At 58.2% G+C, this 15,578-nt stretch carries 9 protein-coding genes; all 9 read right to left on the bottom strand.

Going from position 1 to position 15,578, the window contains the following annotated elements; genetic code table 11:
- Nucleotides 1–7: 7 nt before the first annotated feature.
- The 9 genes from ML541_RS13335 to ML541_RS13375 are packed head-to-tail and all read right to left on the bottom strand — an operon-like array spanning nt 8 to nt 15,480.
- Nucleotides 8–1,663, bottom strand: coding sequence for a methylmalonyl-CoA mutase family protein (locus tag ML541_RS13335; protein ID WP_243373578.1), 1,656 nt, complete (start codon nt 1,661–1,663; stop codon nt 8–10).
- Nucleotides 1,664–1,717: 54 nt separating this feature from the next.
- Nucleotides 1,718–2,122, bottom strand: coding sequence for a cobalamin B12-binding domain-containing protein (locus ML541_RS13340; RefSeq protein ID WP_243373580.1), 405 nt, complete (start codon nt 2,120–2,122; stop codon nt 1,718–1,720).
- 50 nt (nt 2,123–2,172) lie between these two features.
- Complete coding sequence (nifJ, locus tag ML541_RS13345) at nt 2,173–5,736, bottom strand: pyruvate:ferredoxin (flavodoxin) oxidoreductase (protein ID WP_243373644.1); 3,564 nt, start codon at nt 5,734–5,736, stop codon at nt 2,173–2,175.
- Between the two features lie 5 nt (nt 5,737–5,741).
- Entirely contained in the window at nt 5,742–8,096 is a 2,355-nt protein-coding gene (locus ML541_RS13350; RefSeq protein WP_243373582.1) for an NADP-dependent malic enzyme, read from the bottom strand.
- Nucleotides 8,097–8,144: 48 nt separating this feature from the next.
- Nucleotides 8,145–9,017, bottom strand: a complete 873-nt coding sequence (sucD, locus tag ML541_RS13355; protein ID WP_243373584.1) for a succinate--CoA ligase subunit alpha — start codon at nt 9,015–9,017, stop codon at nt 8,145–8,147.
- Between the two features lie 2 nt (nt 9,018–9,019).
- Nucleotides 9,020–10,186, bottom strand: coding sequence for an ADP-forming succinate--CoA ligase subunit beta (gene sucC / locus ML541_RS13360; RefSeq protein ID WP_243373586.1), 1,167 nt, complete (start codon nt 10,184–10,186; stop codon nt 9,020–9,022).
- 35 nt (nt 10,187–10,221) lie between these two features.
- Nucleotides 10,222–13,110 carry a biotin/lipoyl-containing protein gene (locus tag ML541_RS13365; RefSeq protein WP_243373587.1) on the bottom strand — a complete coding sequence of 963 codons (2,889 nt, stop codon included), beginning with the start codon at nt 13,108–13,110 and terminating at the stop codon, nt 10,222–10,224.
- A gap of 39 nt (nt 13,111–13,149) precedes the next feature.
- On the bottom strand, nt 13,150–14,874 hold the full coding sequence (locus ML541_RS13370; RefSeq protein ID WP_243373588.1) for a carboxyl transferase domain-containing protein: 1,725 nt from the start codon (nt 14,872–14,874) through the stop codon (nt 13,150–13,152).
- A gap of 42 nt (nt 14,875–14,916) precedes the next feature.
- Entirely contained in the window at nt 14,917–15,480 is a 564-nt protein-coding gene (locus ML541_RS13375; RefSeq protein WP_243373589.1) for a cupin domain-containing protein, read from the bottom strand.
- Between the last annotated feature and the right edge of the window lie 98 nt (nt 15,481–15,578).

Below are 15,578 nucleotides of genomic sequence, written 5' to 3' on the forward strand. Positions count from 1 at the left end.
TATTTTTTTACAGCACCACCGTCTCCCGATGCTTGCCGAACACCTCGCGGAAGACGTCGGCAATCTCTCCCAGGGTCGCATAGGCCTTGACCGCTTCGAGGATGTGCGGCATGAGGTTGTCGGTTCCCTTGGCCGTTTCTTCCAGCTTCTTCAGGGTTGCCTTGACCTTGTCGTTGTCCCGCTTGGCCTTCACTTCCGCCAATGCCTGTTTCTGGAATATCTCCACTTCTTCCTTCACCTTCAAGAGCCCGGCAGGAGGGGGTTCCTGGATGGTGAACTTGTTGACGCCGACTATGACCAGGTCGTTGGTTTCTATTGCACGCTGGTAGGCAAAGGCGGAATCCTGAATTTCTTTCTGCTGGAATCCCTGGGAGATGGCTTCGACTGCTCCACCCAGATTGTCGATCTTGTCGATGTAGTCGAAGGCGGCTTTTTCGATCTGGTCGGTGAGGGATTCGACCAAGTAGCTACCGGCCAGGGGGTCGATGGAGTCGGCCACGCCGGATTCGTAGGCTAGGACCTGCTGGGTACGCAGGGCGATCCGCACGGAGTCTTCGGTGGGAAGTGCCAGGGCCTCGTCCCGGGAGTTGGTATGCAGGGACTGGGTTCCGCCGAGAACGGCTGCCAGGGCCTGAATGGTGACGCGCATGATGTTGTTGTCGGGCTGTTGGGCGGTGAGGGTGCAGCCAGCGGTCTGGGTATGGAAGCGCAGCATCATGGATTTGGGATTCTTGGCCTTGAAGCGCTCTTTCATGATCTTGGCCCACATGCGTCGGGCGGCCCGGAACTTGGCTACTTCTTCCAGAAGGTTGTTGTGGGCGTTGAAGAAGAAGGTGAGGCGGGGGGCGAATTCGTCCACGTCTAGGCCGGCTTTGATGGCGGCATCAACATAGGCGATGCCGTCGGCGAGGGTGAAGGCTACTTCCTGGACGGCGCTGGATCCGGCTTCGCGGATATGGTAGCCGGAGATGGAGATGGTGTTCCACTTGGGTACCTGGTCCTTGCAGTAGGCGAAGATGTCGGTGATGATGCGCATGGAGGGCTTGGGTGGATAGATATAGGTGCCCCGGGCCATGTACTCCTTGAGGATGTCGTTCTGGATGGTGCCGGAGATCTTGTCGGAGGAGATCCCTTGCTTTTCGGCGACGGCAATATACATGGCAAGCAGGATGGCGGCGGTGGAGTTGATGGTCATGGATGTGGAGACTTTGTCCAGGGGGATGCCGTCGAAGAGCACTTCCATGTCGGCGAGGGAGTCGATGGCGACCCCTACCTTGCCCACTTCGCCGCGGCTCATGCCGGCATCGGAATCGTAGCCCATCTGGGTGGGGAGGTCGAAGGCGACGGAAAGACCAGTCTGTCCTGCCTGGAGGAGGTATTTGTAGCGTTCGTTGGATTCCTTGGCGGTGCCGAAACCGGCATACTGGCGCATGGTCCAGAAGCGTCCCCGGTACATGGTGGGCTGAACACCGCGGGTGAAGGGGTACTCGCCGGGGAAGCCGAGCTTTTCTTCATAGCCGGGAAGTTCGAAGTCGGGGGTGAAACAGCGCTCCATCTCTATATCGGAGGTCGTACGGAACTCCTCCTTGCGCTCCGGCGCCTTGGCCACGTTTCGGGCCACCGTGCCGTCGGTCCAGATATTTTTCCTTGTGGTGATACTCATGTTCAGGCTCCTCAGCGCTTGAATGATTGCTTTCACATATGACTGCCGTTGCTGTTACGGCCGCGGCGCCACATTGTCCTTTACCCATTGGACGATGGTGTCCGTGGAGGTGCCGGGGGTAAAGACCTCGCAAATTCCGGCGGCTTTTAATCCGGGGATGTCGTCTTCAGGGATGACGCCACCCCCGAAGAGGACGATGTCGGCGGCCGATCGCTCCTGCAAAAGTCTGCTGACTGCGGGGAGCAGGGTGTTGTGAGCACCGGACAGGATGGAAAGGGCAATGCAGTCGGCATCCTCCTGGATTGCGGCAGTAACAATCTGTTCCGGGGTCTGGTGAAGACCGGTGTAGATTACCTCGAAACCGGCATCGCGGAATGCACGGGCAATGATCTTGGCGCCCCGGTCATGGCCATCCAATCCCGGTTTGCCCACCAGGACCCGTAAGGTTCTTTGCGGCATGTGAATCTCCTTTGATAAGCCCTGGTAGGATTATTTACCGGGGCTTTCTGCTATGGACGTTCGAAGCTGAGGGAAGCGAGCTTCCGGTAGTATTCAAACCTGCCGGCGGCCCAGGCCTCGGCCTTTTTCATGAGCTGTTCGGCTACCTGGGGGTCAATCTTTTTCAGCACGTTGTATCGGTTTTCGCCATAGGCATACTCGGCGAAGGCTGTGGAAGGCTCCTTGCTGTCCAGCAGCAGTGGGTTCTTTCCTTCGGCAGCAAGAAGGGGGTTGTAGCGGTAGAGTGGCCAATATCCCGACGAGACCGCCTTTTTCTGCTCGTCAATCCCAGCGGTCATGTGGATACCGTGGGCGATGCAGTGGGCATAGGCAATGATGATGGACGGACCTTCATAAGCCTCGGCCTCCACAAAGGCCTTGACTGCCTGAGTGGGATTGGCCAGTGAAACGCTTGCCACATAGACATGACCATAGGCCATGGCCATCATGCCCAAATCCTTTTTGGCCATGGTTTTGCCGCCGGCGGCAAACTGGGCCACCGCGCCGATGGGGGTGGATTTGGAGGCCTGGCCGCCGGTGTTCGAGTAGACTTCAGTATCCAGAACCAGCAGGTTGACGTTTTTACCAGAGGCAATGACGTGATCGAGACCGCCGTAACCGATGTCATAGGCCCAGCCGTCCCCGCCTATGCACCAGACCGATTTTTTGACCAGATAGTCGGCAAGTGGAAGGAGTGCTGCAGCTGCAGCTTCGCCGATCTTTTTCAGCGCCTCCTTCAGTTTCGCAACCCGGAGGCGCTGTGCTTCGATGCCGGCTTGGGTCGACTGGTCGGCGGACCGGATCTCCTCCATGAGAGCGCGGTGTTCAGTGCATTGGGCACCTCCGCAGGAGATTAGGTTCTCCAGCAGTTCCAGGGCTGCCTGGTTGAATTTGTCAACGGCAAGGCGCATACCATAGCCGAATTCCGCGTTGTCCTCGAAGAGGGAATTGGACCAGGCCGGGCCGCGGCCGTCGGCCCGCCGTGCCCACGGGGTGGTGGGGAGATTGCCCCCATAGATGGAGGTGCAGCCTGTGGCGTTTGCGATCATGGCCCGGTCGCCGAAGAGCTGGGACAGCAGTTTTAGATAGGGCGTTTCGCCACAGCCGGCGCAGGCTCCGGAATATTCGAAGACCGGCCTGGACAGCTGGCTGCCGCGCAGGGTATCCAGTTTCAGCTGGGCCGGATCCATATCGGGGAGGGCCAGGAAAAATTCGTAGTTCTTTGCCTCTGCAGCCCTGAGCGGCGGCTGGAAACGCATGTCCAGGGCTTTGCGCGCCGGGTCTTCCTTGTTGACAGCCGGGCAGTTGTGGGCACAGGCCCCGCAACCGGTACAATCTTCAGGCGCAACCTGGAAGGTGACCTTCTGCCCGGTGAATTCGGGAATGCGCGAATCAGCCGATTTGAAGGTGGCGGGAGCGCCGGACAAAAGGGCTGGATCATAGGCTTTGACACGGATGGCGGCGTGTGGGCAGACGAAAGAGCAGATGGCGCACTGGACGCAGACGGTCTCATCCCACATGGGAATCTCCACAGCAATGTTGCGCTTTTCAAATTGGGAAGTGGCTGTAGGGAAGGTGCCGTCGGCGGGCATGCTTGATACGGGCAGGTCGTCGCCGAAACCGGCGATGATCCGGCCGGTGACCTCCTTTACGAATGCAGGCGCATCGGCTGAGACCGGCGGAGGCATGCGCAGGTCACTGGTTGCCCGGGCCGTTACCTTTACTTCATGGATATTGCGAAGCGCCGCATCCACCGCTGCATTATTCTTGGCGACCACCTTTTCGCCGGCCTTACCGTAGCTTTTCTTGATGGCTTTTTTGATTTCGGCGACGGCCGTATCAAGCGGAATGATCTGCGAAATGCTGAAAAAGGCGGTTTGCATGATGACGTTAATGCGTGCCCCCAACCCCAGTTCTTCGGCCAGCTTGATGGCGTTGATCACGTAAAAGCGCAGCTTCTTGTCGATGATCTGCTTCTGCACCTCCATGGGCATCCGGTCCCAGACCAAGTCATGGTCGAAGGGGGAACAGAGCAGGAAGGTGCCGCCGGGCTTGGCCTTGGAGAGCATGTCGTATTTCTCCAGGAAGGTGAAGTTGTGGCAGGCGATGAAATCGGCGTTATCGATCAGATAAGGTGCGTTGATCGGCTTCTTTCCGAAGCGCAGGTGGGAGGTGGTGATGCTTCCCGCCTTCTTGGAATCGTAGACGAAGTAGGCCTGGGCGAAATTGTCGGTGCTCTCGCCGATGATCTTGATGGAGTTCTTATTGGCACCCACCGTGCCGTCAGAGCCGAGGCCGTAGAACATGGCCTCGTAGGTTCCGGTCATGTCGTTCCTGAAACCGGGATCAAAGGGAAGGCTGGAATGGGTCACGTCGTCCGTGATGCCTACCACGAAACTCTTTTTCGGTTGTGCCTCCTTTAAGTTGTCAAAAACCGCCCTGGCCATGGCGGGGGAGAACTCCTTGGAACCGAGGCCGTAACGGCCGCCGACGATTGTCGGACTGGTCTTGAAGGATGCGCTGCCGTCGGCCAGGGCCTCGCCGATGGCGGCCCTGACATCCAAAAAGAGCGGCTCTCCCAGTGCGCCGGGCTCCTTTGTACGGTCGAGGACGGCGATACTCTTGACGGTGGCGGGGAGGGCGCTGATGAATGCCTCCAGTGGGAAAGGTCGATAGAGATGCACCTTGACCACCCCCACCTTTTCACCTTGCTTGATCAGGGTTTCAACCGTTTCTGCGACGGTATCGGCACCGGAACCCATAATGACCACGATCCGCTCGGCATCGGCTGCGCCGGCATATTCTACCAGCTTATAGGAGCGGCCGGTCAGAGAGGCGAACTTGTCCATCTCCTCCTGGACGATGCCGATGCAGGGGGGGTAGTACTTGTTGACCGTTTCCCGCCCTTGGAAATAGACGTCGGGATTCTGGGCGGTGCCGCGCATCATCGGCCGGTCGGGACACAGCCCTCGGGCACGGTGGGCGTTGACCAGCCCATTGTCGATCATGGCCCGCATGTCATCGAAGGTAAGTTCCTCCACTTTCTGCAACTCGTGGGAGGTGCGGAAACCATCGAAAAAGTGGAGGAAGGGCACCCGTGCGCGCAGTGTTGCTGCCTGGGCGATCAGGGCGAAGTCCATCACTTCCTGGACATTGTTGGAGCAGAGCATGGCCCAGCCGGTGGAACGGCAGGCCATGACGTCGGAGTGATCACCGAATATGGAGAGTGCCTGGGTGGCCAGTGCCCGGGCTGAGACGTGAAAGACGGTGGAGGTGAGCTCACCGGCAATCTTGTACATGTTGGGGATCATCAGCAGCAGCCCCTGACTGGCGGTAAAGGTGGTCGTCAGTGCTCCGGCCTGCAGTGCACCGTGGACGGCGCCGGAAGCACCCCCCTCCGATTGCAGCTCCGAGACCAGGGGAATCGTGCCCCAGATGTTTTTTTCTCCGGCAGCGCTCTTGGCGTCGGATATTTCACCCATCACCGATGAAGGGGTGATGGGATAGATGGCGATGACTTCGTTGGTGGCGTGGGCCACGTGGGCGGCGGCGGTGTTACCGTCGATGGTTACCATTTTTCTCACTGGATGTCTCCTTTAGCAAACATGCCTGCTGCGGCAGGGAACGAATCGTAGGTGGAGTGGCCATGGGATGTGCGTTGCGACCTGGGCTCCGCGCAGGCTGACAACGGCGCACTCTGGGCATCGACCACGGCTATGGCGGCCATCTTGACTATTTCATCGACGCTATCGCCTCGCTGCAGCACGTGCACCGGCTTGTCCATGCCCATGAGGATCGGGCCGATCGCCTCGGCACCCCCAAGGTGGTGGAGCAGTTTGTAACAGATGTTTCCCGAGTTCAGGTCGGGGAAAATGAGGATGTTGGCCCTGGATTTCAGCTTGGAAAAGCCGAAGCCTTCGAGCAACTGTGGAGAGACGGCGGTATCGGCCTGCATTTCGCCTTCGATGATCAGGTCCGGCGCCCGTTCCTTGACGATCTCCACCGCCCGCTTCACCTTCTTTGTCTGCTGATGGTTGACTGAGCCGAAGTTGGAGAAGGAGAGCATGGCCACCCGCGGCTCTATATCCAGTATCCTCACCTTTTCGGCCGCCAGTATGGCAGTTTCTGCCAGCTCTTCCGGAGTCGGATCGATGGTGACCGTGGTGTCGGCCAGGAAAAATATCTCTTTCTTGAAGACCATCATATAGAGGCCGTGAACGCTGGAAAGCCCCTTTTGTTTGCCGATCACCTCCAGGGCAGGGCGGATCGTTTCCGGATAGTGGGTGTCGATACCGCCGAGAAGAGCATCGGCATCCCCTGTTCTGACCATCATCGATCCATAATGGGTGCGGGATTTCCGCCTCAGAACGCGCAGCGACTCGGACAGGGTAAGCCCCTTGCGCTGGCGAAGCTGATAAAGTTCCTGGGCATAATTTTCCGTCCGCTCGTACTCGGTCGGATCGATGATCGGCACATCCAGATCCATGTTGAGTTCGGCCATCTTTTCGACGATTTTCTTCCGGTCGCCGATGAGGATCGGTTTGGCGATGCCTTCTTCGACCAGTTCTTTGGCGGCACGGAGGATCTTTTCGTTATCCCCCTCAGGAAAGGCGATTGTTTTCGGATCGCTTTTGGCTTTGTTAATGATCATGCGCATGATCTCTTTGGAGGTGCCATGCTGCCGTTCCAGCTGCTCCCGATAAAGATCCATATCGGCTATGGGTTGCCGCGCCACTCCGGTATCCATGGCCGCCTGGGCTATGGCCGGTGCCACATGGAGAAGAACCCGGGGGTCGAACGGCTTGGGAATGATGTAGTCCCGGCCGAAGGTGAACTTGACGTTGCCATAGGCCTTGCTCACCGAATCGGGCACCTCTTCACGGGCCAGCCTGGCCAGGGCGTGAACGGCGGCCAGCTTCATTTCCTCATTGATGCAGCTGGCGTGGACATCCAGGGCGCCGCGGAAGATGAAGGGGAAGCCGAGGACATTGTTGACCTGGTTGGGATAATCGGACCGGCCGGTGGCGATGATCACGTCGCTTCGTACCGCGTATGCCGCTTCCGGGGTGATTTCCGGGTCGGGATTGGCCATGGCGAAGATGATCGGGTTGGGTGCCATGCTGCGGATCATGTCGGCGGTGAAGGCCCCCTTGACGGAAAGGCCGAAAAGCACGTCGGCCCCCTGTGCCGCTTCCTCGAGGGTGCGAAAGTGGGTATCGGCGGCAAAGAGCTCTTTGTAGGGATTCATGCCCTCGGTGCGCCCCTTGTAGATGACCCCTTTGGTGTCGCACATGATCATGTTGTCGGGCTTGACCCCCAGGGCAATGGCCAGCTTGGCGCAGGAATTGGCGGCGGCACCGGCGCCGTTGACGACGATGCGGATGTCCTCGATCTTCTTGCCGATCAGATCAAGGGCATTGATAAGAGCGGCCGACGAGATGATGGCCGTGCCGTGCTGATCGTCGTGGAAGACCGGGATCTGCATGGTCTTTTTCAGGGTTTCCTCAATGTAGAAGCACTCGGGCGCCTTGATATCTTCCAGGTTGATGCCGCCGAAGGTAGGCTCCAGCAATTGGCATGTCTTGATGATCTCGTCGGGATCTTCCGTGTTCAGTTCGATGTCGAAGACATCTATGTCGGCAAAGCGCTTGAAGAGGACACCTTTCCCCTCCATGACCGGCTTGCCTGCCAAGGCGCCCAAATTACCCAGTCCCAGGACGGCGGTGCCGTTGGAAACGACCGCCACAAGGTTTCCCTTGGCGGTGTATTTATAAGCATCGGCGGGATTTTTCTCGATGGCCAGGCATGGCTCGGCCACGCCTGGGGAATAGGCCAGAGACAGATCTTCGGCGGTGAGGCACGGTTTGGTGGCGATGACCTCGATCTTGCCTTTCCTGCCGGTGGAATGATATTCGAGGGGGCATTTTTTACTCATGTTATCTTCTCCTCTGTGGTTACGATAAACGAATGAAGGTGGGGACACCTATGGCTTGTAGATGTTCAGCAGCGCCCGGGCCATCTCGGCCGGGCTTTCCGCAACGCTGATGCCACATTCCCTGAGTACGGCCATCTTTTCCGCTGCCGTTCCCCTGCCCCCTGATATGATCGCCCCTGCATGGCCCATTCGCTTGCCCGGAGGAGCGGTGACCCCGGCGATGTAAGCCGCCACCGGTTTGGTCATGTGGTCCCTGACGAAATAAGCAGCCTCTTCCTCGGAATTACCGCCGATCTCGCCGATCATGATGACCGCTTCCGTGTCCGGATCAGCCTGGAACATGCGCAGGACGTCCAGATGATTGGTGCCGTTGACGGGATCGCCGCCGATGCCGACGCAGGTGGACTGCCCGAGCCCCAGGCAAGTAAGCTGCCAGACAGCTTCATAGGTGAGGGTGCCGGACCTTGAAACGACACCAACCTTGCCTGGCTTGTGGATGTAGCCGGGCATGATGCCGATCTTGCACTCCCCCGGAGTGATGACGCCGGGGCAGTTGGGGCCGACCAGGCGGGTTTTTTTCCCATCCATGTACTGCTTCACCTTGACCATGTCCAGCACGGGAATGCCCTCGGTGATGCAGCAGACCATCTCTATTCCCGCATCCACCGCCTCCATGATCGAGTCCGCTGCAAATGGTGGGGGGACATAGATGACCGAGGCTGTGGCGCCGGTTTTTTCCACGGCTTCCCGCACCGTGTCGAATACCGGGAAGCCGTCGATGGTGGTGCCACCCTTGCCAGGGGTGACCCCGCCGACCATCTTTGTGCCGTAATCGCGGGCTCCCTGTGCATGGAAGAGGCCCGTTGCACCGGTGATCCCTTGGGTAATGACCTTGGTATCCTTGTTGATCATGATGCTCATTATTATGCCTCCTTCACCGCCTTGACGATTTTTTGCGCCGCATCGGCCATGCCGTCTGCAGCAACGATATTCAGCCCGCTTTCTTCGAGGATTTCCCGGCCTCGCTCCACGTTGGTCCCTTCCAGCCGCACGACCAACGGCACCTGGAGGGAAACCTGGTTGGCCGCCGCCACGACGCCGGTGGCGATGATGTCGCATTTCATAATGCCGCCGAAGATGTTGACGAGAATCCCTTGCACCTTCTGGTCTGAGAGAATGATTTTGAATGCTTCGGTGACCCGCTCGATAGTGGCTCCTCCCCCCACATCAAGAAAGTTGGCCGGATCGCCGCCATAGTGCTTGATGATGTCCATGGTTGCCATGGCCAGCCCGGCGCCGTTGACCAGGCAGCCGATATTGCCGTTCAGGGAGATGTAGGAGAGATCGTGCTGTGAGGCCTCAACTTCGTTGGCGTCCTCCTCGTCATAATCGCGCATATCGCCGATTTTCGGCTGTCTAAAGACGGCGTTGTCGTCAAAGCCGAACTTGGCATCCAAGGCGAGGATCTCTTCCTCTGCGGTGATCACCAGGGGGTTTATCTCCAAAAGAGAACAGTCGCAGGCGATGAAGGTCTCGTAGAGCCCTTGCAGCACCTTGGTCGCCTTGTTGACCAGCTTTCCGCCCAGGCCGAGGCTGAAGGCAATATTGCGACACTGGAAGAGAGTGAGCCCCACCAGGGGATCCACCGCCTCTACAAAGATCTTCTCCGGGGTCTTGGCCGCCACCTCTTCGATGTCCATCCCCCCTTCGGTGGAGGCCATGACCGTCACCTTCGACGTTGTCCGGTCAACCAGCAAGCTCACATAGAGTTCCCTATCGATATTGCAGCCGTTCTCCACAAGGACCCGGTTGACCACCTTACCGTCGGGACCGGTCTGGTGGGTCGAAAGGATCATGCCGAGCATATCGCGGGCGATGTTGCGCACTTCATCGGGGGTGCGGGCCAGTTTGACGCCTCCCCCTTTGCCGCGGCCTCCGGCATGGATCTGGGCCTTGACAACCCAAGGGCCCTCTCCCAGACGCTTGGCCCACTCCCGGGCGCTGGCGCCGTTGTAGCAGACATGACCGTCAGGGACCGGCACGCCGAATTTTCGGAGAATGGCCTTTGCCTGGTATTCGTGGATGTTCATACTACCCCTCCTTATTTGAATTTGTTTTCCAGCCGTTACAGCACTGCTTGCAAGTATTCCGTGGTCGTGGTTCGTTTCAGACGATCGATCTCGGCGGGATCCGTTTCGACGAATTGTTCGTCAGGAGTCACCTTGAAAAGGGGCTGCCCCTTCTGGACGATTGTGCCGTCTGCTCCCTGCATGAGGATCTTGTCTATTGTCCCGGAGAATGGTGCGCAGACTTTGTTGAACATCTTCATCACTTCGATGATGTAGAGTGGCTGCCCCTTCTCGAAATGCATCCCTTCACTGACGAAGGTGGGCATGCCCGGGGCCTCCTGGCCGTAATACATACCGCCGCAGACGGCGACTATTTCGTCGGCCCTGGTCGCCGGAGGAGGAACGAGCACCTTTTTCATCCTCGCCTGGAGGTCCGGGTCGGTCAGATACTCGGGAATGGTGATCTCCAGGTTTTCTTCAACCCGCAGATCCCAGAATCCGACCTTTTCACCGATGAGAAAGAGCATGCCGAGCAGTTCCAACCCCGCTTCGTATCCGAAATGGGCAGAGCGGATACTGGACCAGGTCTCTTCGTCATACACTCCCTGGGGCTTGTCCAGCAGCAGGATGTCGTTGAGCTTGAAGTACTCGTCCCTGGCCAGGCCGAAGCTTTCACGAAGGGTGCGGTAGAATTCCAGGGATTCCTGCAACAGTTCGTTGTCATGGCTCCAGATGACGTCGGCGGCAGGCTTGTGGGGGCGGTAGGACATGTGGAGAATCTCATAGGTCTCGTTTAGTACACCCAAGGGGTTCCTGAGCCAGACGACTTTTCCCTTGTCCATTCGGAAGTTTTTCGTGTTCATGCTCAGCCAGCCGGAGAGGAGGTGAGGGTTGGCGAGGAGCCGCTCCATGGGCCGGGTAATGAGAGTCCCCTTGCGGTCGAGGGCCTCCGACATGATCTTCGCCGCTCGAGGATTATCGGGAAACGCCTCTGCCAGGCGCTTCCCATAATGTTTCTTCATCTGCACGAAGGCATGGACCGGGTCCAGCTTGTCCGCCTCCTCCTTGAGCCGGCCCACCAGGGTGAGATAGGGGGTGACGAAGCGGGTGGTCGGTTTGGCGTTGACGTTGCGCCCCAGGAACCAGTTCACCAGGCCGAAGTGGAACTCCAGATTAGTGGCCAGATTGTCCCCGTTGATGGTGGTGCTGCGAATGACGTCGCAGAGGTTCTCGTAACTATGGCGGCGGTCGTTGCCGGTGGTGAGGAGCAGGGCGATGTTGGAATCGTATGCACCGGCCACGTTGTATTTCATGAACTGGCCGGTATCTGGATTGAGCATGCTGATCCCCTGGTCATCGCGGATTTCACCCTGGACGGGCTTTGACCAGTAACGGATAACGCCTCCGGCGTGGGGAGAAAGGGAGGCATCGGTAGCATTGAGACGCGCTTCCACGGAAGCGTTGCAGCGGGGGATACGTTCGGGACGGGGGAGCCGGGATTTGTGGCGTGCCAGCAGGGCCATGGCCTCCACCAGAGATTCCACAATGAAGAAATCGTTCTCGTCTTCCGGGTTAACGAATTTCAGACAGTAGCAGAGTTCCGTAACCCGGTGCTCCACCTGAATCCTCGTATTCACCTCCATGAAGAAATGCCGGTCGCGATCGACGATGCACTCGAAGGTGGAGGCGGAATCGAGTCCGACTGCCTTGCCGAAACGCTCCGATTCCTCTTCCATCCGCCGGAGGACCTTCAGGTCGCTTTGAAGGGCGGCGGCTTCGGCGGTTCTGCCGAGGGTTTCAGCCTCGGCGATGGCTGCCGAAAGTCCCTCCTGGGTTACGGAGATCTCCAGAAGCTTCTGCTCATGCATCTGCAGGGAACAGTCGCGCCCACCCAAGGCGATGCACCAGTTGCCGTTCCCCAGGAGCTGTATTTCGTTGTGGCGGGTCTGCTCGATGTTCAGTTCCACGAGGATGTTCTTGTTGTCGCCGACACCGTTGGCCTTGACCTCGTTGAGTATTTCCCGTACCAGGGCTGGGGCTTCCGAAGCAGCTGCCTCGATAGTCTTGTCGTCAAGTGTTTTCGCTGAAAGGAGCGCCCCTCCGAGGATGCGCTGTCCTTTGCCGCCCCCCCCGCCAATCGCCTTGAGCCGGACACGGCTTCTGGGGTATTTCCTGAACATGGCCGCCACTCCATCCCGGACCTGGGTGCAGAGTTCCTCCACGGAAAAGAGATCGATCCCCTTTGCATAGGCTGCTATGAGGATGTGGTCGGCAAGATCCTCCAGGGGAAGGGCAGCATTGTCGAGAACTGCGGGATCGCAGGCCAGGCCGTCCGATGCCGCAAGAGCGAGCAGTTTTTCCCTGGAGTCGTGCTTTTTTACCAAAGTCAGCGCGGTAACGTTATCGATCCCTGGAGTGACGCTGACGTTGACGCTGAGAGCGGTACGTTTCGCCTCGTCCTTTTTGCCTGCGCCCGCCTGGGTCGTGGAGCAGGGACCGATGAAGATGAGGTCGGCAGCTTCGATGGCGGCAACGAACTCCTCATCCTCCGCCATGAAGCCGTAGCCGGCAAAGATGGAATCATAGCCGTTTTCCTTGGCGATGCGGATGATCTGGTGAATCCGCTCCAGCCGTTCCTCCTTGCCGGCGCCGCTGTAGTCGGGGACGCGATGGACCCGTCGGGAATCGGTCAGGGTGCGAAGTTCCGGAGCCAGCGCCCGGGGATAGACGATGGAGTCCTTCTCCGAGATGAGGATGCCATAGTGGCTGATGCCCATTTCCTCATAGACGTCCATAGCTTCCTTGCGGATCGGGCCGCGACAGACGATGAGCGGTTTCAGATCCTCGCAGGAGAAGGAGCGTATCCAGGGGGATGGAGAGGTAGAGAGGCGCCGGTCCTTGTGTATCAGCGGGTTGTGCATGTAATGATCGTAAGCGTGCGTCATTGGATCTCCCTTTTCTCGGGTCACAAGCAGGTCGGCCTGCTAGTGGAACTCCCTTTGGACCGCCTGTAGCGGGGCCGGTTTATAGTGCCTGAGGAAAAAATTCATATTTTCACCGAGGACCTTGCGCAGGTCGGTGGGCATGACCAGGGATGAGATCGACCCCAGGCTAAGGGCTTCCCGCGGGTTCATCAGCTCCTTTTCATAGCTGAGGCTCAGGGCCGCCTCCTCGTTGCGCAGCCATTCGGCAGCTTCATTTTCCGCATCGATCCGGGCCGCGTCTTCTCCGGCTCCGGCCTCGATCCGGGCAAGAACGCCGTTTTTCACCCGCTCCACGACCGCGGCGCGCAGCCGGCGCAGCTGTTCCTTATAGACGAACTCCTTGCCTGCCGGGCCCATGACGGCCAGTCGCGTTGTCGGCAGGGCGAGCACCAGATCGGCCCCGGTGGGATAGTTGTTGTAGGAGGCATAGGCCCCGCCGTAGGCATTACGCAGGATCAGCAGGATCCTCGGCGTCCTGATGTCGATGATGGAGTCGAGCATGGCCCGTCCAGCCTGAACAATGCCGCGGGCCTCCTGTTCCCGGCCGGGGAGGAAACCGGTCGTGTCCTCCATGAAGATCATGGGAATGTTGTAAAGATTGCAGAAGCGGTTGAAGCGGGCCACCTTGTAGGCGGCGTCAACGTCTATCTGTCCTGAATCGACGGCACTGTTGTTGGCGACGAAACCGATGACGTTCCCTCCCAGGCGGCCGAAGGCGGTAATGACGTTCCTGGCCCGGTCCCGCTGTAGCTCGAAATAATCGCCATGGTCGCAGACCTGCTGGATGATGATAGAAACGTCGAAGGGCGTGTTGAAGCCGGTGGGGGAGTTGAAAGCTTTCTTAAGGAGGGTGTTGATTTCCCATGTCTTGCGGTTGATCGGGTCGCTGGTCTCTTGGAAGGGAGCCATGACGGCATTATTGCCCGGGATGTAATTGAGCAGCTGGAGGGCGGTGCGCAGCGCCGCGACTTCATCCTCGACGGTCAGGTCCGCTACCCCCGAGCCGCCATGGACGAGGGGACCACCCAGATCCTCGGGGGTAACGTCCTCACCCAGAACGGATTTGACGACGCCCGGACCGGTTAGGCCGAAAAAGGTATCCTTGGGCTGGATGACAAAGCTCCCCTGGCGGGGGAGATAACTGCCACCGCCGGCATTGTAGCCGAACATGCACATGATGCTGGGCACAACGCCGCTGATCTTGCGCAATGCTGTGAATGCCTCGGCGTAGCCGTCAAGCCCCCCCACACCCGCCGGGACGAAAGCGCCAGCACTGTCATTCATACCGATGACCGGAATGCCGTTCTCTCCCGCCATCTGAAAGAGCAGGGCGAGCTTTCGGCCGTTGGTGGCATCCATGGACCCGGCGCGGACCGTGAAATCATGCCCGTAGAGAGCCACATCACGGCCGTTTATATTGAGAATACCGGTGACAAGCGATGCTCCGTCCAGGTTCTTGCCCCAGTTCTGGTAGAGGATGTTGGGCTCTTCTTCCGTAAGGACCCTGATGCGCTCCCAGACGGTCATGCGCTTCTTGAAGTGCTGTTTTTCGATCTGGTCGATGCGCACTGACCGGATCGGGCGCTGAATCAGGTCATACCCCTCCTGCATGGCCTCTTCATAGCCCCCGGCCGGACGGGAGATCTCGCCGGGAATGTTGAAATCTATTTTTGTTGCAGGCTTGAGCGGATTTTTCAGTATGGGTAAAACTGGCGATTTGGACATAATTTCGCATCCTTACCTTGCTGGGATTAATGGATCGTTGTTTTATCTCATTACGACCGCAAGAACCTTGACTTCTTCTGTTCCGGCGGCAAGCAACCGATGGTTGAGGGTGGAATCGAAATAGACGCCATCCCCTTCGTTGAGCGCGATGCTCTGATCATCAAGCAGCAGTTCGCCGCTCCCCTTCAGTACGAAAAGAAACTCCTCTCCCTCATGGCAGTAGGTATTGGTGTCCATTGCCTTTTCATTGAGAGATAGGATGAATGGTTCCATCCGCTTGTTTTTCCGGTGATTGGAAAGGGATTCGTAGAAATAACCATGGTTGGCCCCCTCCTGGGAGATGACTCGCGGTATGACGATGCGTTCGTGGGACCGGATAACCTCGTAGCGGCACTCCTCCTCGGACTCAGCGAAAAAAACGCTGATCTTTACGTCGAAAAAACGTGCGATCTTGGAGAGGGTGGCGATGGGAGGGGAAACGTTATCATTTTCTATCTGCGATATGAGCGCCACTGAAAACCCCGTTTCATTGGCCACATCGTTCAGTGTCAGTTTTCGCGCGCGGCGAAGTGCCTTAATCTTCGCTCCAATATTGTATTCAGACATGATGCCCCGGTGGATTATTCCTGCAGTAAAACAGCAGGTCTGGTGTATTTTTGATGCCCTCAACAAAACAAGGTTATTTTAGTAATAATAATTATTTT

This window comes from Geotalea sp. SG265 (assembly GCF_022808985.1).
Classification (GTDB): Bacteria; Desulfobacterota; Desulfuromonadia; order Geobacterales; family Geobacteraceae; genus Geotalea.